The sequence below is a fragment of the Flavivirga jejuensis genome (assembly GCF_030540765.1).
GTDB classification, from domain to species: Bacteria; Bacteroidota; Bacteroidia; order Flavobacteriales; family Flavobacteriaceae; genus Flavivirga; species Flavivirga jejuensis.
This window is the reverse complement of record NZ_JAUOEL010000001.1, coordinates 978,766-995,282: the sequence shown is the minus strand read 5'-3', so window position 1 is coordinate 995,282 and position 16,517 is coordinate 978,766. Positions and strand designations below refer to the sequence as shown.

Annotated in this window: 15 protein-coding genes; 7 read left to right on the top strand and 8 right to left on the bottom strand. The window is 32.1% G+C overall.

From position 1 onward, the window contains the following. Positions 1 to 3 precede the first annotated feature (3 nt). The 3 genes from Q4Q40_RS04385 to Q4Q40_RS04375 form a co-directional block, all read right to left on the bottom strand. Entirely contained in the window at positions 4 to 3,048 is a 3,045-nt protein-coding gene (locus Q4Q40_RS04385; protein WP_303300500.1) for a SusC/RagA family TonB-linked outer membrane protein, read from the bottom strand. A gap of 388 nt (positions 3,049 to 3,436) precedes the next feature. Further along, complete coding sequence (locus Q4Q40_RS04380; RefSeq protein WP_303300499.1) at positions 3,437 to 3,601, bottom strand: hypothetical protein; 165 nt, start codon at positions 3,599 to 3,601, stop codon at positions 3,437 to 3,439. A 387-nt stretch (positions 3,602 to 3,988) separates the two neighbouring features. After that, positions 3,989 to 4,225: a hypothetical protein gene (locus Q4Q40_RS04375; protein ID WP_303300497.1), complete on the bottom strand. Its 237-nt coding sequence runs from the start codon at positions 4,223 to 4,225 to the stop codon at positions 3,989 to 3,991. A gap of 671 nt (positions 4,226 to 4,896) precedes the next feature. On the opposite strand from Q4Q40_RS04375, the gene Q4Q40_RS04370 reads away from it, so the two are divergent. Then, a complete protein-coding gene (locus tag Q4Q40_RS04370) occupies positions 4,897 to 7,191 on the top strand; it encodes a GH92 family glycosyl hydrolase (protein ID WP_303300496.1) in 2,295 nt (764 codons plus the stop codon). 80 nt (positions 7,192 to 7,271) lie between these two features. Here Q4Q40_RS04370 and Q4Q40_RS04365 read toward each other — a convergent pair whose 3' ends face one another. From Q4Q40_RS04365 to Q4Q40_RS04345, 5 genes are all read right to left on the bottom strand, one after another. Continuing rightward, positions 7,272 to 7,541, bottom strand: a complete 270-nt coding sequence (locus tag Q4Q40_RS04365; RefSeq protein WP_303300495.1) for a hypothetical protein — start codon at positions 7,539 to 7,541, stop codon at positions 7,272 to 7,274. Positions 7,542 to 7,741: 200 nt separating this feature from the next. Next, positions 7,742 to 8,140, bottom strand: a complete 399-nt coding sequence (locus Q4Q40_RS04360; protein WP_303300493.1) for a rhodanese-like domain-containing protein — start codon at positions 8,138 to 8,140, stop codon at positions 7,742 to 7,744. A 6-nt stretch (positions 8,141 to 8,146) separates the two neighbouring features. Continuing rightward, complete coding sequence (locus Q4Q40_RS04355) at positions 8,147 to 8,467, bottom strand: rhodanese-like domain-containing protein (protein ID WP_303300492.1); 321 nt, start codon at positions 8,465 to 8,467, stop codon at positions 8,147 to 8,149. 122 nt (positions 8,468 to 8,589) lie between these two features. Further along, complete coding sequence (locus tag Q4Q40_RS04350) at positions 8,590 to 9,222, bottom strand: thioredoxin family protein (RefSeq protein WP_303300491.1); 633 nt, start codon at positions 9,220 to 9,222, stop codon at positions 8,590 to 8,592. An 87-nt stretch (positions 9,223 to 9,309) separates the two neighbouring features. Beyond that, a complete protein-coding gene (locus tag Q4Q40_RS04345; protein ID WP_303300490.1) occupies positions 9,310 to 9,855 on the bottom strand; it encodes a TlpA disulfide reductase family protein in 546 nt (181 codons plus the stop codon). Between the two features lie 316 nt (positions 9,856 to 10,171). Here Q4Q40_RS04345 and Q4Q40_RS04340 point away from each other — a divergent pair, with 316 nt between their 5' ends. The 6 genes from Q4Q40_RS04340 (at position 10,172) to trpB (ending at position 16,378) form a co-directional block, all read left to right on the top strand. Continuing rightward, entirely contained in the window at positions 10,172 to 11,575 is a 1,404-nt protein-coding gene (locus Q4Q40_RS04340; RefSeq protein WP_303300489.1) for an anthranilate synthase component I family protein, read from the top strand. A 184-nt stretch (positions 11,576 to 11,759) separates the two neighbouring features. Further along, positions 11,760 to 12,326 carry an anthranilate synthase component II gene (locus Q4Q40_RS04335; protein WP_303300488.1) on the top strand — a complete coding sequence of 189 codons (567 nt, stop codon included), beginning with the start codon at positions 11,760 to 11,762 and terminating at the stop codon, positions 12,324 to 12,326. Positions 12,327 to 12,582: 256 nt separating this feature from the next. Next, positions 12,583 to 13,575 carry an anthranilate phosphoribosyltransferase gene (trpD, locus tag Q4Q40_RS04330; protein ID WP_303300487.1) on the top strand — a complete coding sequence of 331 codons (993 nt, stop codon included), beginning with the start codon at positions 12,583 to 12,585 and terminating at the stop codon, positions 13,573 to 13,575. 54 nt (positions 13,576 to 13,629) lie between these two features. Further along, positions 13,630 to 14,412, top strand: a complete 783-nt coding sequence (gene trpC, locus Q4Q40_RS04325) for an indole-3-glycerol phosphate synthase TrpC (protein ID WP_303300486.1) — start codon at positions 13,630 to 13,632, stop codon at positions 14,410 to 14,412. A gap of 94 nt (positions 14,413 to 14,506) precedes the next feature. After that, positions 14,507 to 15,142 carry a phosphoribosylanthranilate isomerase gene (locus Q4Q40_RS04320; protein ID WP_303300712.1) on the top strand — a complete coding sequence of 212 codons (636 nt, stop codon included), beginning with the start codon at positions 14,507 to 14,509 and terminating at the stop codon, positions 15,140 to 15,142. A 54-nt stretch (positions 15,143 to 15,196) separates the two neighbouring features. Next, complete coding sequence (gene trpB / locus Q4Q40_RS04315) at positions 15,197 to 16,378, top strand: tryptophan synthase subunit beta (protein ID WP_303300485.1); 1,182 nt, start codon at positions 15,197 to 15,199, stop codon at positions 16,376 to 16,378. The last annotated feature ends 139 nt before the right edge of the window (positions 16,379 to 16,517 follow it).

Genomic DNA, 16,517 nt, shown 5'->3' with positions numbered 1-16,517 from the left:
TAATTAAAATTTTAAATTAAGATTAAAGCTTACAGATCTTACCGTTGGGTAATTTCCAAAATCATGTCCTTGAACTACATTAGCTTTTCCAGAAGTTGAACCGCCATTACCAAAGTAACTAACTTCAGGATCTAAACCAGAGTAATTTGTAAAAGTTAACAAATTCTGGGCACTAACTGAAAGCCTTAAACTACTCATTCCTAATTTTTTAACAACATCTGACTGAAAATTATAACCTAAAGCTATATTTTTTAATCTTACATAGCTACCATCTTCAATAAAACGAGTAGAAATTTCTCTACCTCTAGAAGCTACAGCACGTGGTATGTTTGTATCAGTATTTGTTGGTGTCCAAGAATTTAGAACATCTGTAACTGAATTAGAATCACCATTAAACAACTGTACATTTGTAAGGTTTAAAATATCTCCACCTACAGCTCCTTGGAAAAATAAACTTAAATCAAAGTTTTTATAAGAAAAATTATTTGTAAAACCAAAAGTAAAATCAGGATTAGGGTCTCCTATTATTTTTTCATCATCCGTATTAATTACTCCATCAAAATTACCATCTTCATCTGCTACATCAGTAAACAATGGATCTCCAGCTTCAGCACCATCTAAAATGGCTGTGCCTGCTGGTAAATCACCACCTTGATATACACCTCTATATTCATGTCCCCAAAAAAGACCAACAGCTTCACCTTCTCTTAATATATATGTGTTTTTACCAGCAAAATAACCTGGAGCTGCACTGGCAATGATATCTACACCATTAATTAGCTTTACAATCTTATTTTTATTGGTAGACAAATTAAAATCTGTAGTCCAAGTAAAATTGTCGTTAGAAATATTTCTTGTGTTTAAAGAAATCTCAAACCCTTTATTATTAACCTCACCTATGTTTTGAAAAACTTGCAAATTTGTAGCACCAACATATACTGGGATTGTTGTAGCTTGTAATAAAAGATCTTTAGTATCTATATTGTAATAATCTAAAGAAAGTGAAATTTTACTGTTTAGTAAACTTAAATCAACACCAATATTTGTTTGGTAAGATGATTCCCATTTTAAATCTGGATTATCTTCTTGAAATACCGAAACCGTAGAATCTGTTCCTGGGGCAGTTGGTGGTGTAACCTGAAGTGCTGCCAATGACTGATAAGGAGTAATACCCTGATTACCAGTCACACCATAACTCGCTCTTAATTTTAAGTTAGAAATAACGTCATTATCTTTTAAAAAATCTTCATTTGATACTTTCCATCCTAAAGCACCTGAAGGGAAGATCGCATACTTTTCATTTTCAGCAAAGTTAGATGACCCATCTCTTCTTACTGTAGCTGTTAATAAATATTTATCATCAAAGTCATAATTTATTCTTCCGAATTGAGATATAATTTCTGTTTCTATCAAAGAAGACGTTACTATTCTAGTTTCGATATGACCAGCTATTAAATTCCAATAACTAAAATCATCAGTAAGAAGTTCCTGAGTAGATGCAGAAAATCTTTCTGTAGAAGTTTTTTGATAAGAATATCCAGCTAATAATGTTAAAGCACCTTTACCAATTTCCTTATTATAAGTCAAATAGTTTTCACTCAATATATTGGTACGTCTTCTATTAGATAAACTTGCACCTCCAGTTGAAAGTTGAAAAGTTTGTGGCTTAAAATACCCAATAGTTTCATTAAGTGTACTAAAACCAAACGTAGTTTTAAAACTAAGGTCTTGTAAGATATCATAATTTGCATAAAGGTTTGTTCTGCTATTGTCAGTTTTAGTCTCATTAACCAACTCATTAGCAACCGCATAAGGATTTTCTATACCATCTCCAACAGAGTTTTGTGTAAAATTACCATCATCATCAAATATTCCTCTATCTGGCGTAAATCTAAATGCTAGCGAAACAACATCGTCTCCCCCTCCATTTACATTACCTATAGGATCTGAACCTGTAGATTGTGTAAGAACTCCATTTTGAACTCCTCTACTACTAAAAAGGTTCATACCTAACTTCAATTTATCGGTTACTTGAGCATCAATATTAGATAGGAAAGTTATTTTTTCAAAATCAGAATTTATTATAATTCCATCTTGTTGAAAGTAATTTGCAGAAGCATAAAAATTTATTTTATCACTTCCACCTGAAAAAGAAAATTGGTGATTTTGAACGCTACCTGTTCTATATATTATGTCTTGCCAATCAGTATTTTCAGTTCCTTGAACATAAGCAGGGTTTATCATTTGTTGGTAAGTTGCAAATTGATCTGCATTTAATAAATCCAATTCATTTGCTGTATTTTGGACAGAATATGTCGTGTTTAATTCAACAGATAATTTACCATTTTTACCTTTTTTTGTAGTTACCAATATGACTCCTCCAGAACCTCTAGAACCGTAAATAGCAGTTGCTGATGCATCTTTTAAAACTTCTATAGAAGCGATGTCATTTGCTTGAGGCATAGATGCACCTACAAAACCATCTACAACAATAAGTGGTGCACTGTTTGCTCCAATAGAAGCATTTCCTCTAACTTTAATATTGATAGGGGCACCAGGCTCACCACCATTATTAGATTGAACAACTACACCCGCTGCACGTCCTTGAAGCGCTTGTGTTGCGTCCAATACAGGGAAAGCGTTTAATTCATCAGATGTTACCGAAGATACAGAACCTGTAATATCACTTTTTCTACGAGCACCATAACCAACAACTACAATTTCTTCTAGTGCAGCTAAGTCCTCTTCTAAAATTACGTTAATAGTACCTGCACTACCAACACTTACTTCTTTAGTAAGATATCCTATATAACTAAATACCAAAGAGGCATTGTCCCCACTTATATTTATTGAATAGTTTCCATCAAAATTTGTTGATGTTCCTGTATTAGTTCCTTTAACAATAACATTAACACCTGGAAGCGCCATACCATCGGCTCCTGAGGTTACTACTCCTTTTATAGTTTTTTGTTGGGCATTTAAAGTAAACGCAAAACAGAATCCTAATAGTAAAAGGAATGATTTTTTTAGTTGTTTGTTTTTTTTCATTTGTTTGTAAATTAGTTTAAATATTAGCTTAAAAAAATAATTATTAAACCGAATACAATAATGGTAAAGACCTTTAAATCTTCAACATATACTTTATTCAATTTATTTTTTTCATGAGTGTTATTCTATAGTTTCATAAATATTTAGGTTTTAAAAATTAGATTAATTGTAAAGTTTTAAAATTCAAAATCGGTATAAAATTGTATAGAATTCAGCTTGTAACTCTACTTATATTTATCGATTTAATTTGGTTTACCAAATTGGTTTACCAAATTGGACAACCAAATATACATAAAAAGAATTAAATCATGAAACCAAAACACAATACTATTTAGTGTATTAAATTTATATCCCCTTAATTAAGAAGATAATAGTTAATGGAGTACTACTAATAACCAGAAAACTCATTAGCAAATTGAGTTGGTGTAACTCCAAATTTCTTTTGAAAACGCTTGCTGAAATATTTAGGAATAGCCACATCGATTCCTAAAGTAATTTCTGCATCAAACTCAGTTTTTGTATTCTCAAAAAACGCATCAAATATTTGGAACATTTCCTAATTGATTTTTAATATCATTGACTCCTTTATTAAACATAATTAAATGGGATGATCTCCTTTAAATTCAACTTGATAACAATGTAATTTAGATTCATTTTTACAAGAGAATATCATTATTCATTTTTAATCGCCAACTCAAATTCTTCACATTGGTTATTAAAATCTCCGATTGATCAGGTTTATTAATACATGAAACACTTAACAAAATCATTGCTAAAAAGGAAAATATCTTAAACATAAAATGATTTTAATAAATTCTTTAAAAAGGTAAGAAAAAATATATTTTACAATAAGAAAAAACCCTCTTTTTCGCTAAACAAATAACTATTTATTTAATTTAAGTTTCTACTTGCCGCATTTACTTTAAAAAAATAAACACCACTACTTAAAGCTGAAAATATTTAATTTGTTATTAACTAAGTTCTTCTCGGAAATTATTTTTTCTCCAAATTGGTTGTATAATTCCATTAACGGAACATGGGCTTCCAGAAAAACCTCTAACCATTCTGCATCTGACTCAGTACTAATTAATGGGTCTGTTATGATAATGTCTTCTACAGACTCCGCAAAAGCGAATGTTGAAAAAAGTAAACATGTAATAAATAATTTTCGCTTCATAGTTTTAAAGGTTAAGTGTTATTTGGAAAACCAATTTGGTAAACCAAATTGGTTTTCCAAATATATAAATGTTTTGATGTTTTCCAAATAATTTTAACATAAAAACTAGTATATGAATAAATTAAGCTAAGATATTAGTGAGGAACTCAAAAAAACCAAATATTACACCAGCACATAAAATCCTACGTACCAACCAATTAAAAACACATCTTCTTTAGTCTTTTAAAAAAAATATTTGAATAAGTTTTACTTTAAGATATATTTCTGATGTAGAAAACTACCCCCTATTTTGTTTTGTCCCCTCACAAAGAGTTTATATTGAAACTCATAAACCTATGAGAATGACACAGCATGGTCTAAATTAATTCAACAAATAGTAATTGTTTTTAACTAAAACGTTTTATTATATTTATCAAAAACTATATTCAATCCATGAAAAAACGAAACCGATCAGGGCTAAAAGTCCATAGATTCGCTTTGGTAGACTGAAAGTCTACTTCATGAAACACCGAAATGTAAAAGGATAATCATGGCAAAATTGAATTCGTTTGGATTCGTGAAATTCATGTCAAAAGTTTCTAGAAGCAGAAAGTGACATCCACTAAAGCACATAGTTTTAACTGCATTTGAGACCAATAAATTAAAGTGAAAACCACCATTAAACAACCCTTATGGAAAAATCATTTATCTCTTTTATTATTATAATAGTATTTGTGCAAGTACAACAAGCTCAAAACAACCAAATATCTAAAATTGAGAACCCTGTAGATTGGGTTAATCCACTAATGGGAACAGATTCAAATCCTGAGCTTTCTACTGGAAATACATATCCTGTAATTGCAATGCCTTGGGGAATGAATTTCTGGACACCACAAACAGGTAAAATGGGCCATGGTTGGGCTTATACATACGATGCAACTAAGATAAAAGGATTTAAACAAACACACCAACCTTCTCCTTGGATGAACGATTATGGGCAATTTTCAATTATGCCTGTCACTGGTAAATTACGTTTTAAACAAGAAGAACGCGAAAGCTGGTTTTCACATAAAGCTGAAATAGCAACACCATATTATTATAGTGTATATTTAGCCGACCACGATATAACAACAGAGATTACTCCAACTGAAAGAGCATCAAGATTCCGTTTTACATTCCCAGAAACCGAAGAAGCATCTATAGTTATTGATGCGTTCGACAAAGGTTCTTATGTAAAAATAATCCCAGAGGAACAAAAAATTATTGGCTATACAACTCGTAACAGTGGCGGTGTTCCTAAAAATTTCAAAAATTACTTTGTTGTAAAATTTGATACACCTTTTGAAATTTCAAAAACTTATAATGACGGTGATTTATCTAGTACTTTGGAGGTAAAATCTAATCATGCAGGTGCTATAATCGGTTTTAAAACAAAAAAAGGACAAATAATTAACCTTAAAGTAGCCTCTTCTTTTATTAACTTCGAACAAGCAGAAAGAAACCTTGAAGAAATTGGTAATAATGACTTTAATCAATTAAAAGAAAAAGGAAAAGAAATCTGGAATGCAGAGTTAAGTAAAATAGAAATTGAAGGAGCTACTCCAAATCAAATTGGAACTTTTTATTCTTGTCTTTACCGTTCTTTACTATTCCCTAGAAAATTTTTCGAATACGATGCCGAGGGCAATGTAGTACATTACAGTCCATATAATGGTAAAATTCTTAAAGGTTATATGTTTACCGATACTGGTTTTTGGGATACATTTAGATCACTATTTCCATTCTTAAACTTAATGTATCCAGAATTAAGCGCGCAAATGCAAGAAGGCTTATCTAATGCTTATGATGAGAGCGGATGGTTGCCAGAATGGGCTAGCCCTGGTTTACGCAACATTATGGTAGGTAATAACTCTGCTTCGGTCGTTTCTGATGCCTATTTAAAAAGTAGTGACGCTTACAAATATGATATTGAGAATTTGTATGAAGCCTTAGTTCATGGTGCGAATAACGAAGGTCCGATGCCAGCTGTAGGAAGAGCAGGTGCTCCATATTACAATAAACTAGGTTACGTACCACATGATATAGGGCTTAATGAAACTGCGGCAAGAACGCTTGAGTATGCCTATGATGATTTTACAATCTATCAATTAGCAAAAGCTTTAAAAAAATCTAAAAAAGAAATCAATCTATACAAAAAACGTAGCTTAAACTATAAAAATCTATATGATCCTGAACATAAACTAATGCGTGGAAAAGACAGCAAAGGAACATGGAGAACACCTTTTAGTCCTTATGATTGGGGTGGCGATTTTACCGAAGGTAATAGTTGGCATTACTCATGGTCTGTTTTTCATGATATGCAGGGCTTGATAGATCTTATGGGAGGAAATGATGAGTTTGTAGCCCAACTTGATAATGTCTTCTCTTTACCTCCTATATTTGGAGATAAATACTATGGCGGTGTTATTCATGAAATTCGTGAAATGCAAATTGCAGACATGGGGCAATATGCACATGGAAACCAACCTATACAACACATGATTTATCTATACAATTATAGTGGACAACCATGGAAAACACAATATTGGGTTCGTGAAACGATGGATAGAATGTATAACCCTAACCCAGATGGTTATTGTGGTGATGAAGATAATGGACAAACCTCTGCCTGGTATGTATTCTCTGTTATGGGATTCTATCCTGTAACTCCTGCTACAGATCAATATGTTTTGGGGGCACCATTATTTAAAAAGACTACGGTTCACCTCCAAAATGGAAACAAAATAGTTATTAATGCTAAAGATAACAATGCGGATAACCGTTATATAAATACACTAAAATTTAACGGTACAAACTATACTAAAAACTGGTTAAGCCATAAGGAATTACTAAAAGGTGCAGTTTTAGATTTTGAAATGTCAGACAAACCAAATAAAGAGAGAGGAATTTCTAAAAAAGATTATCCATATTCCCTATCTAATGAATAAATAAACCACTCTCCTAATAAATATAAAACCCCTTTTGCAATATATTTCAAAAGGGGTTTTATTTTATGTATAATCTTTAATTAACTTACTTTTTGCTTTTCCTTCATTTTCTCTAACAACATTAACTCATGCTTAATTTCTTCTTTTCGTTTATTAAACTTTCGAAACTTCTCATCTCTGGCTTCTTGGTTTTTAGCACGTTCTTGACGTCTTAATGCTTCTTTCTGTTCTTCTTTTTTCTTTTCTTTATTATGCTTCATGTTCTCCATAGCTACCGACATATACGAGTAACCATACATACTTAAAAATAATAATGCAATTATGCCTAATATTACGTATCCGTTTTCCATCTTTTCTTTAAATAATGTAATTCAAATCTAAAACTTTAAAAAGAAGCTATTTAACTAATAAAATAGTAAAACTTTTATCTAAAGATAAAAAAAATAGAGTTTCATTTAAAAATAAAAAAGGTAAAGTACTCAAAAAATAGTTGAATGAGTTAATTAGTTAAAAGCAAAGGAGTCATTGTTATAAATTTGATGTCTTATATTCAAATTTTAGTTTCAAACCCTTCTTCTTTCCATCTAAGAATTCCTCCCCTAAGATCATATACCTCCATAAAACCAGCCTTAAGTAATTTTTGGGCACTTTTTGCACTACGTTTTCCTGATCTGCAATACAAAATAATAGGGATCGTTTTATCTAAATTTTTGATCCCTGAATTAAAAGCAGCCTCCGATAAATAATTTATATTCTGTGAACCATCTATGTGACCTTGCTTAAATTCTTTTGGAGCTCTAACATCCACAAGTTGGATGGAGTTTTCAATTAAAAGTGTTTGTGCGACTTGTGGAGAAACTACTTTTTTAGTCCCTTTGTATGGTGACTCTTTACAATTAATTGTACCTAAAGTACATAGAGAGCATAAAAATATTAATAACCGCTTCATTTATTATTATTGATCTAGATCAACTAAATCGCCTGTCCATTCTAAAATACCACCTTCAAGATTATAAGCATTTTCAAAACCTAATTCTTCCATGATATTACAAGCTTGTCCACTTCTGTTACCAGAACGGCAATAAACATAATAATTTTTGCTTTTATCTAAGTTTTCGATTTCTGAAATAAACGCCTGACCTTTGTATATATCTATATGTATCGCATTAGATATAATGCCTTCTGCAACTTCAGCATCGGTTCTTACATCTAATACTATAGCGTTATTATCATCAGCCAATTGTGATGCCCATTCTTCTTGTGTTAAATCTTCCATTTATTTAAATATGTTATGTATTATACAAAATTAATACATATAAAATTGTAGACGAAAAAAAATCCAAAGTATTACACTTTAGATTTTTTTTTTCGTATGTAACTATACTATTATTTTTTTCATTAAACTTTAATAGAACAACCTATAGCTTTGGTTTCTGTTTGTTTAACTTCTTTTCCTGTTAAAAGTGCATCAACAGCATCCTCTACATATTTTGTTTTTACTGCCGAAGCATCTTTATAATTATCATCTATAGCTCCAATATATTTTACAACATTGCCAGCTCCTGTTTTTTCTAATAAAAAAACATGTGGCGTTTTAGTAGCACCATATTTAGGATATACTTTTTGGCCTTCATCAATTAAATATGGAAAAGTAAATCCTTTACTTTTTGCACGATCTTTCATAGCTTCCATATTATCTCCAGGTTTAACATCTGTATTATTTGGCATAATAGCAATTACAGGATACCCTTTTGATGCGTACTTTTTATCTAAAGCAATAATTCTATCTTCATACATAACGGCATAGGGACATGTATTACATGTGAATACTACAATAAAACCTTTAGCGTCTTTATAATCTGATAACGACACCATATTACCATCTGTATTTTTAAGCGAAAAGTCTTCAGCTACATCGCCTATACTATATCCCGAACCTACCCCTTCTTGAGGAGTTGTTTCATATACCGTAAATGCACTTATAAAAAGTACGGCACATATCACTGACATTATTTGAATTGCTTTTTTCATGTTTTTAAAATTTGTAGTTAATATTTTTATTATTTCGTTTAAGCACGAACCTTTTCCTATTAAATGCCATTATGGCTTTCCTTATATCTAATTTAAAAAAGATTTAACTTCGGTTTCTAATGTTTCATAAGTAAATGATCCCTCAAAAAATTTATTGCTATCATTTCTATATATAACGGTTGCTGGTATAGCTCCCGACCAGTCTTTACTCACTTGTGGTATCCATGTATTCATATCGGCATCATCTAGAGCAATGACTTTCGATTTTAAATCTCTTTTTTTGATAAAAGGCTTTAGCTTAGATTCATATAAATGTGGAAAATCTAAACTTACCAAAATAACCTCAACATTTTTATCACTATATTCAGAATTTAGCTTTTCAAAATATGGCAATTCTTTTACACAAGGCGCGCACCAAGTAGCCCAAAAATTAATAACGTATACTTTATCATCTTTCTTATTCAAGAACTTCTTAAAGCCCTCATAATCGTATACTTCTAATTCAACATCGTTCGAATTAACATCGCTACTAACCTCCTTTTTAGCTATGGCGATATCTTTTACAACCTTTTTGTTCTCCTGCTTGCAACTTGTTATTATTAATATTGCAACAATTAATAATTTTAACTTCATAGCCTTAAATTTAATTAATACTTCATTATCTATATGATAGTTTAACAAATTTTTATATAAAAAATGTTTTAAACTATTGTGTATTTATATTTTCATTTCTATATTTGAACCAATTAAAAGAATAAGATGAATATAATTTTAAATAATACTTGGTGGTGGAGCTTCAGAAACTTACGTTCGTGAAGGAAACCTAGTATATTTAAAACTCAAAATATCAAAAAAGGCTTGTCATTCACGACAAGCCTTTTTTTAATGCATATTTTTATAATAAAATCAATTAAAATTTCCGCTTTTACGGAAAAGACATCAAGTTAATATGACAACATTTAATTTATACACGCACTACAAAAAAATTCTGGCAGACACCATTACGCCAGTAAGCATCTACTTAAAAATTAGAGATAAATACCCTAACAGTATTTTGTTAGAGAGTAGTGATTACCATGCAAACGATAACAGTTTTTCTTATATCTGTTTTAACCCAATAGCTTCCATTAAGGTTGAAAATGAAATTATTAATCAAACATTTCCTGACGGAAGTTCTTTAGAAAAACCAATAACAGATAGTATTGATGTTTCGGAAGAAATACATCAATTCACAAAACGGTTTAATGTTAATTCAGATACCGAATTTAAATTTATAAACAATGGTATTTTTGGTTACATCGCTTATGATGCTGTAAGGTATTTTGAAGATGTTGAGATTTCTAAAAAAGAAGATTCTATACATATTCCTGATGTTTATTATGCTGTTTATCAAAACATAATCGCTATAAATCATCATAAAAATGAAGCCTATATTTTTGCACATTGCCATGATACCGAAAGCAATATTGATGAGATAGACCATTTAATCAAAGTTAAAAATTTTGCATCTTATAACTTTAATTCGAAAGGAGACATTACGTCTAATTTAACTGATGATGAATATAAAACCCATGTAGATCTCGCCAAAAAACACTGTGCAAGAGGCGATGTATTTCAGTTAGTATTATCAAAAAGCTTTGCCCAAGAATTTAAAGGAGATGAGTTTAATGTGTATCGTGCTTTACGAAGTATAAACCCTTCCCCCTATTTGTTTTATTTTGACTACGGAAACTTTAAGATTTTTGGAAGCTCACCAGAAGCACAACTTATTGTAAGCAAAGGTAAAGCAGAAATTCACCCTATTGCAGGAACATTTAAACGCTCAGGAAACGATTCCAAAGATGCCGAATTAGCAAAACAATTAGTAAAAGATGACAAAGAAAATGCAGAACATGTGATGCTGGTCGATTTAGCAAGAAACGATTTAAGTCGGCACGGAAGTCATGTTACCGTAGATACCTATAGAGAAGTTCAATTTTTTTCGCATGTTATTCATTTAGTAAGTAAAGTTACAGGGCAAAAACATGAAGACACCTCAACCATGCAAGTGGTTGCCGACACATTCCCTGCAGGCACTTTAAGTGGTGCACCAAAGCACAGAGCCATGCAACTTATTGAACAATACGAAAAAACAAGTCGTTCTTTTTATGGAGGCGCCATAGGTTTTATGGATTTTGAAGGCAACTTTAATCATGCCATTATGATTAGAACCTTTTTAAGCAAAAACCACAAATTACATTGGCAAGCAGGAGCAGGACTTGTTTCTAAATCTAATTCAGAAAACGAACTGCAAGAAGTATATAACAAATTAGGAGCCTTAACGAAAGCTATTGAATTAGCCGAAAATATTTAAAATTATGGCGTTACCACAGGGGTCGGGCTTTCCGCTATATCTTTTGCAAAAAAAGCAAAAGGATGCCGCTGCAATCCCTAACGCAAATCAACCAGCATGATTAAACCTTAGTTGGTAGAATAGTAAAAAAACAAGGATAAAAGTCTAGAAAACATTCGTGTATTCGTGGCAAAAAAAAATAAAGATGACAAAAGTATTAGTTATAGATAATTACGACAGTTTCACATACAATTTAGTCCATTACTTAGAAGATTTAAATTGTGATGTAACCGTTGTTAGAAATGATAAACTGAATTTAGACGATGTAGAACCTTTCGATAAAATTGTATTATCGCCAGGACCAGGTATTCCAGATGAAGCAGGTTTGCTAAAGCAAATCATAGAAAGGTTTGCCCCTACTAAAAGCATTTTGGGGGTTTGTTTAGGGCAACAAGCCATTAGTGAAGTATTTGGTGGGGCTTTAATTAATTTAGATGAAGTCTATCATGGCGTTTCAACAAACGTTACTATAAGTGTTGATGACGAACCTATTTTTAAAAATCTAGATAAAAGCATAGAAGTTGGACGTTACCATTCCTGGGTAGTCAATCCCGATTTACCAGATAGTTTAGAAGCGACTTCGTTTGACGAAAACGGACAAGTCATGTCATTACGACATAAAACCTACGATGTAAAAGGCGTTCAATACCATCCCGAATCGGTATTAACACCAAACGGAAAAAAAATATTGGAAAACTGGCTTAATAGTTAACAGTAGCAGTAAACAGTGCTTACTCAATTGAAAAAACTATAATTAAAAATGAAATTTAAATTGAACTTGAATTTCCGACACAGTCGGAATCATCAAAATTCAGAAATAATGAATGAAGGAATGAAGATGCGAAGCGCAGCGCAGCTTCAAGCACGTAATTCCGAAAGTGAATGGTGCTTTAGCAATTTCCTAATTTTGATATGATTTTTTGGTTCGTTTTGTATCAAGACAAAATGAAAAAATAAAAAGAAAAAAAATGAAAAACTTATTAAACAGACTTATAAATCACGAAAGCATCTCCAGTGAAGAGGCCAAACAGGTATTGGTAAACATATCTAATGGGATGTATAACCAAAGTCAGATTGCATCATTCCTTACGGTTTTTATGATGCGAAGTATCACACTTGAAGAATTACGTGGTTTTCGAGACGCTTTATTAGAGTTATGTATTGCTATAGATTTAAAGGATTTTAATGCTATTGATTTATGCGGAACTGGTGGCGACGGAAAAGACACTTTTAACATCTCTACCCTATCATCATTTGTATCAGCTGGAGCTGGTATTAAGGTTTCTAAACATGGTAATTATGGAGTCTCTTCGGCATGTGGATCTTCAAACGTTATGGAATATTTAGGCATTAAGTTTTCTAATGATGAAGATTTCTTAAAACGATCCATTGATAAAGCAGGCATTTGTGTGTTACACGCACCACTATTCCATCCTGCTATGAAAAATGTAGCGCCTATTCGTCGGGAACTGGGAGTAAAAACATTTTTTAACATGCTGGGTCCCATGGTAAATCCGTCGTTTCCTAAAAACCAAATGGTAGGTGTCTTCAATTTAGAACTATTACGTTTATATGGCTACCTATATCAAGAAACAGATAAAAACTATAGCATAGTCCACGCATTAGATGGCTATGATGAAATTTCTTTAACAGGACATACTAAAGTAATTTCTAATAATTCTGAAACTATGTTTTCGCCAGAAGATTTAGGAATTTCAGCAATTACCCAAGAATCTATTTTTGGAGGAAATACTGTAGAAGATGCCGCTAAAATATTTATAAATGTTATTGCAGGAAAAGGAACAGAACCTCAAAATAATGTCGTTTGCGCTAATGCTGGTTTAGCCATAGCAACAACAAAACAAATTAGCCATAAAGAAGGCTTTGAACAAGCAAAAGAATCCCTACTTTCTGGAAAAGCGAAAGCAAGTTTAGAGACATTAATAGAAATGAGTAAATAAAATAGTATGCAGTAGCAATCTTGCAGACTGAACACTGAACACTGAACACTAAAAATGACAATACTAGATAAAATAGTAAAAGATAAACGAAAGGAAGTCGACCTACGTAAAGGCTTAATTCCAATAACGCAATTAGAACAATCCGTTTTATTTGAAAGAGAAACTATTTCTCTCGCAAACAAATTAAGACATAGCGACTCAGGGATTATTGCAGAACATAAAAGACGTTCACCATCAAAATCTGTAATAAATCAGAATTTAAACGTACAAGATGTAGCAAAAGGGTATGAAGATGCAGGTGTTTGTGGTATGTCGGTTTTAACAGATGGAAAATATTTTGGAGGATCTTTAGACGATTTATTACTTGCCAAAGCCAGTTGTAATTTACCGCTATTACGTAAAGAATTTATCATAGACGAATATCAATTACTAGAAGCTAAAGCATACGGTGCAGATGTTATTTTATTGATAGCTGCTATTTTAAGCAGAGAAGAAATAAAGCAATTTTCTGAATTCGCCAAAAGTCTGAATCTAGATGTTCTTTTAGAAGTTCATAACGAAGAAGAATTACATAAATCTGTGATGTCCTCATTAGATATGTTGGGAGTAAATAATAGAAATTTAAAAACCTTTGATGTTAACTTGGAAACAAGTAAAACACTAAGTGAACTTATTCCAAATGATTTTGTGAAAGTTTCAGAAAGCGGCATTAGTAATATTGAAGCCATCCAAGAATTAAAACCTTATGGCTACCAAGGTTTTTTAATAGGAGAAAATTTTATGAAAACAGATAATGCTGGAGAAAGTGCGAAACAATTTATAAAGAGCCTTCTCTAACTCCTCCAAAGAAGGAACACTTACTCTTATGAAAAAAGAAATTAAAAACATATCAAACACAAACAAAGCCTCTGCTCCTTCAGAAAGGGCTCGAATGAGGCTCAAAGTTTGCGGAATGAAATATGAAGAAAACATAACTCAAGTTGCCAGTTTGCAACCCGATTATCTCGGATTTATATTTTATAAAAAATCTGCAAGGCATTTTAACACTAGTATTCCAGAATTACCAGCTTCAATTAAAAAAGTTGGTGTCTTTGTAGACGAAAATTTAGAAGATGTTATTTCACAAATAAACACGCATCAACTACAAGTAGTACAACTTCATGGAAAAGAATCTCCTGAATATTGTAACGCTTTACGACATGTAGAAGTCATCAAAGTATTTTCGATAAAAAACGAATTCAATTTTGAGGTTTTAAAATCTTACGAAAACGCTTGCGATTATTATTTGTTCGACACAAAAGGAGAATTACCAGGAGGTAATGGCTATACATTCGATTGGAATGTTTTAAACAATTACCCCTCAACAAAACCCTTCTTTTTAAGCGGTGGTATTGGTATTGATGAAATTGAAAAAATTAAAGCATTCACAAAAAGTAAAGCTTCAAAATATTGTTATGCCATTGATGTAAATAGCAAATTTGAAATAGAACCTGGATTAAAACATATTGAAAAATTAAAAGAATTTGAAAAAATTTGTCATTCTGAACATGGTAAAGCATCTCATTAAAAGATACCTCATCATGACTCCCGTTCAGCATAGCAAAAAATATAAAAGAATAAAATGAATTATAACGTAAACGAAAAAGGATATTATGGCGAATTTGGAGGCGCATATATTCCTGAAATGTTATATCCAAATGTAGAAGAGTTACGCCAAAACTATCTTAAAGTGATGGCAGAACCTGAGTTTCAAAAGGAGTTTGATCAACTTTTAAAAGATTATGTAGGACGTCCTTCTCCACTCTACTTTGCTAAACGCCTTTCAGAAAAATATAACACCAAAATTTATTTAAAACGTGAAGACCTCAACCATACGGGAGCACATAAAATAAATAATACTATTGGTCAAATATTAATGGCTAAACGTTTAGGAAAACACAGAATTATCGCAGAAACAGGAGCAGGACAACATGGCGTTGCTACCGCCACCGTTTGTGCTTTAATGGGATTGGAGTGTATTGTCTACATGGGTGAAATTGATATCGCGCGACAAGCTCCAAACGTTGCCAGGATGAAAATGTTAGGAGCTACCGTAGTCCCTGCTCTTTCAGGAAGCCGCACTTTAAAAGACGCCACCAACGAAGCCATTCGAGATTGGATTAATAATCCTGTAAATACGCATTATATTATAGGTTCTGCCATCGGGCCTCACCCCTATCCAGATATGGTAACCAAATTTCAATCCGTTATTTCAGAAGAAATTAAATGGCAATTAAAAGAGCACGAAGGAAGAGAAAACCCCGATTACGTGGTGGCCTGTATTGGTGGAGGCAGTAATGCCGCTGGCACTTATTATCATTATTTGCATGAAGACGATGTTAATATCATTGCCGTAGAAGCTGCAGGTTTAGGAGTTGATTCTGGCGAAAGTGCAGCAACATCTGTTTTAGGAAAAGAAGGTATTATTCATGGTTGCAAAACCTTATTAATGCAAACCAACGATGGGCAAATAACAGAACCTTACTCTATTTCGGCAGGGTTAGATTACCCTGGTGTTGGTCCTATGCATGCTCATTTATGCAAAACAGGACGCGCAGAATTTATGGCAATCACAGATGACGATGCTATGAAAGCTGGATTAAAGTTATGCGAATTAGAAGGCATTATTCCTGCTATAGAAAGTTCTCATGCGCTGGCTATTTTCGAACAAAAAACTTTTAAACCTGATGATATTGTCGTGATGAGTTTATCTGGTCGTGGGGATAAGGATTTAAATACATACATAAATTATTTTAATTTATGATTTTTTTCATTTCCGTGAAGACGGAAATCTCATGAATAAAAAATGGAATCGCGCATGGAAAATCAATCTAATAAACAGTCTTAACCCAGATTGGAAAGATCTTTCTGAATATATTTAAAATAAGCATTAAACAGATTTC

Excerpts from the sequence above, each read along its gene's own strand:
- Q4Q40_RS04385 (WP_303300500.1), bottom strand. The coding sequence starts at position 3,048 with ATGAAAAAAAACAAACAACTAAAAAAATCATTCCTTTTACTATTAGGA.
- Q4Q40_RS04380 (WP_303300499.1), bottom strand. The coding sequence starts at position 3,601 with ATGTTCCAAATATTTGATGCGTTTTTTGAGAATACAAAAACTGAGTTT.
- Q4Q40_RS04375 (WP_303300497.1), bottom strand. The coding sequence starts at position 4,225 with ATGAAGCGAAAATTATTTATTACATGTTTACTTTTTTCAACATTCGCT.
- Q4Q40_RS04370 (WP_303300496.1), top strand. The coding sequence starts at position 4,897 with ATGGAAAAATCATTTATCTCTTTTATTATTATAATAGTATTTGTGCAA.
- Q4Q40_RS04365 (WP_303300495.1), bottom strand. The coding sequence starts at position 7,541 with ATGGAAAACGGATACGTAATATTAGGCATAATTGCATTATTATTTTTA.
- Q4Q40_RS04360 (WP_303300493.1), bottom strand. The coding sequence starts at position 8,140 with ATGAAGCGGTTATTAATATTTTTATGCTCTCTATGTACTTTAGGTACA.
- Q4Q40_RS04355 (WP_303300492.1), bottom strand. The coding sequence starts at position 8,467 with ATGGAAGATTTAACACAAGAAGAATGGGCATCACAATTGGCTGATGAT.
- Q4Q40_RS04350 (WP_303300491.1), bottom strand. The coding sequence starts at position 9,222 with ATGAAAAAAGCAATTCAAATAATGTCAGTGATATGTGCCGTACTTTTT.
- Q4Q40_RS04345 (WP_303300490.1), bottom strand. The coding sequence starts at position 9,855 with ATGAAGTTAAAATTATTAATTGTTGCAATATTAATAATAACAAGTTGC.
- Q4Q40_RS04340 (WP_303300489.1), top strand. The coding sequence starts at position 10,172 with ATGACAACATTTAATTTATACACGCACTACAAAAAAATTCTGGCAGAC.
- Q4Q40_RS04335 (WP_303300488.1), top strand. The coding sequence starts at position 11,760 with ATGACAAAAGTATTAGTTATAGATAATTACGACAGTTTCACATACAAT.
- trpD (WP_303300487.1), top strand. The coding sequence starts at position 12,583 with ATGAAAAACTTATTAAACAGACTTATAAATCACGAAAGCATCTCCAGT.
- trpC (WP_303300486.1), top strand. The coding sequence starts at position 13,630 with ATGACAATACTAGATAAAATAGTAAAAGATAAACGAAAGGAAGTCGAC.
- Q4Q40_RS04320 (WP_303300712.1), top strand. The coding sequence starts at position 14,507 with ATGAGGCTCAAAGTTTGCGGAATGAAATATGAAGAAAACATAACTCAA.
- trpB (WP_303300485.1), top strand. The coding sequence starts at position 15,197 with ATGAATTATAACGTAAACGAAAAAGGATATTATGGCGAATTTGGAGGC.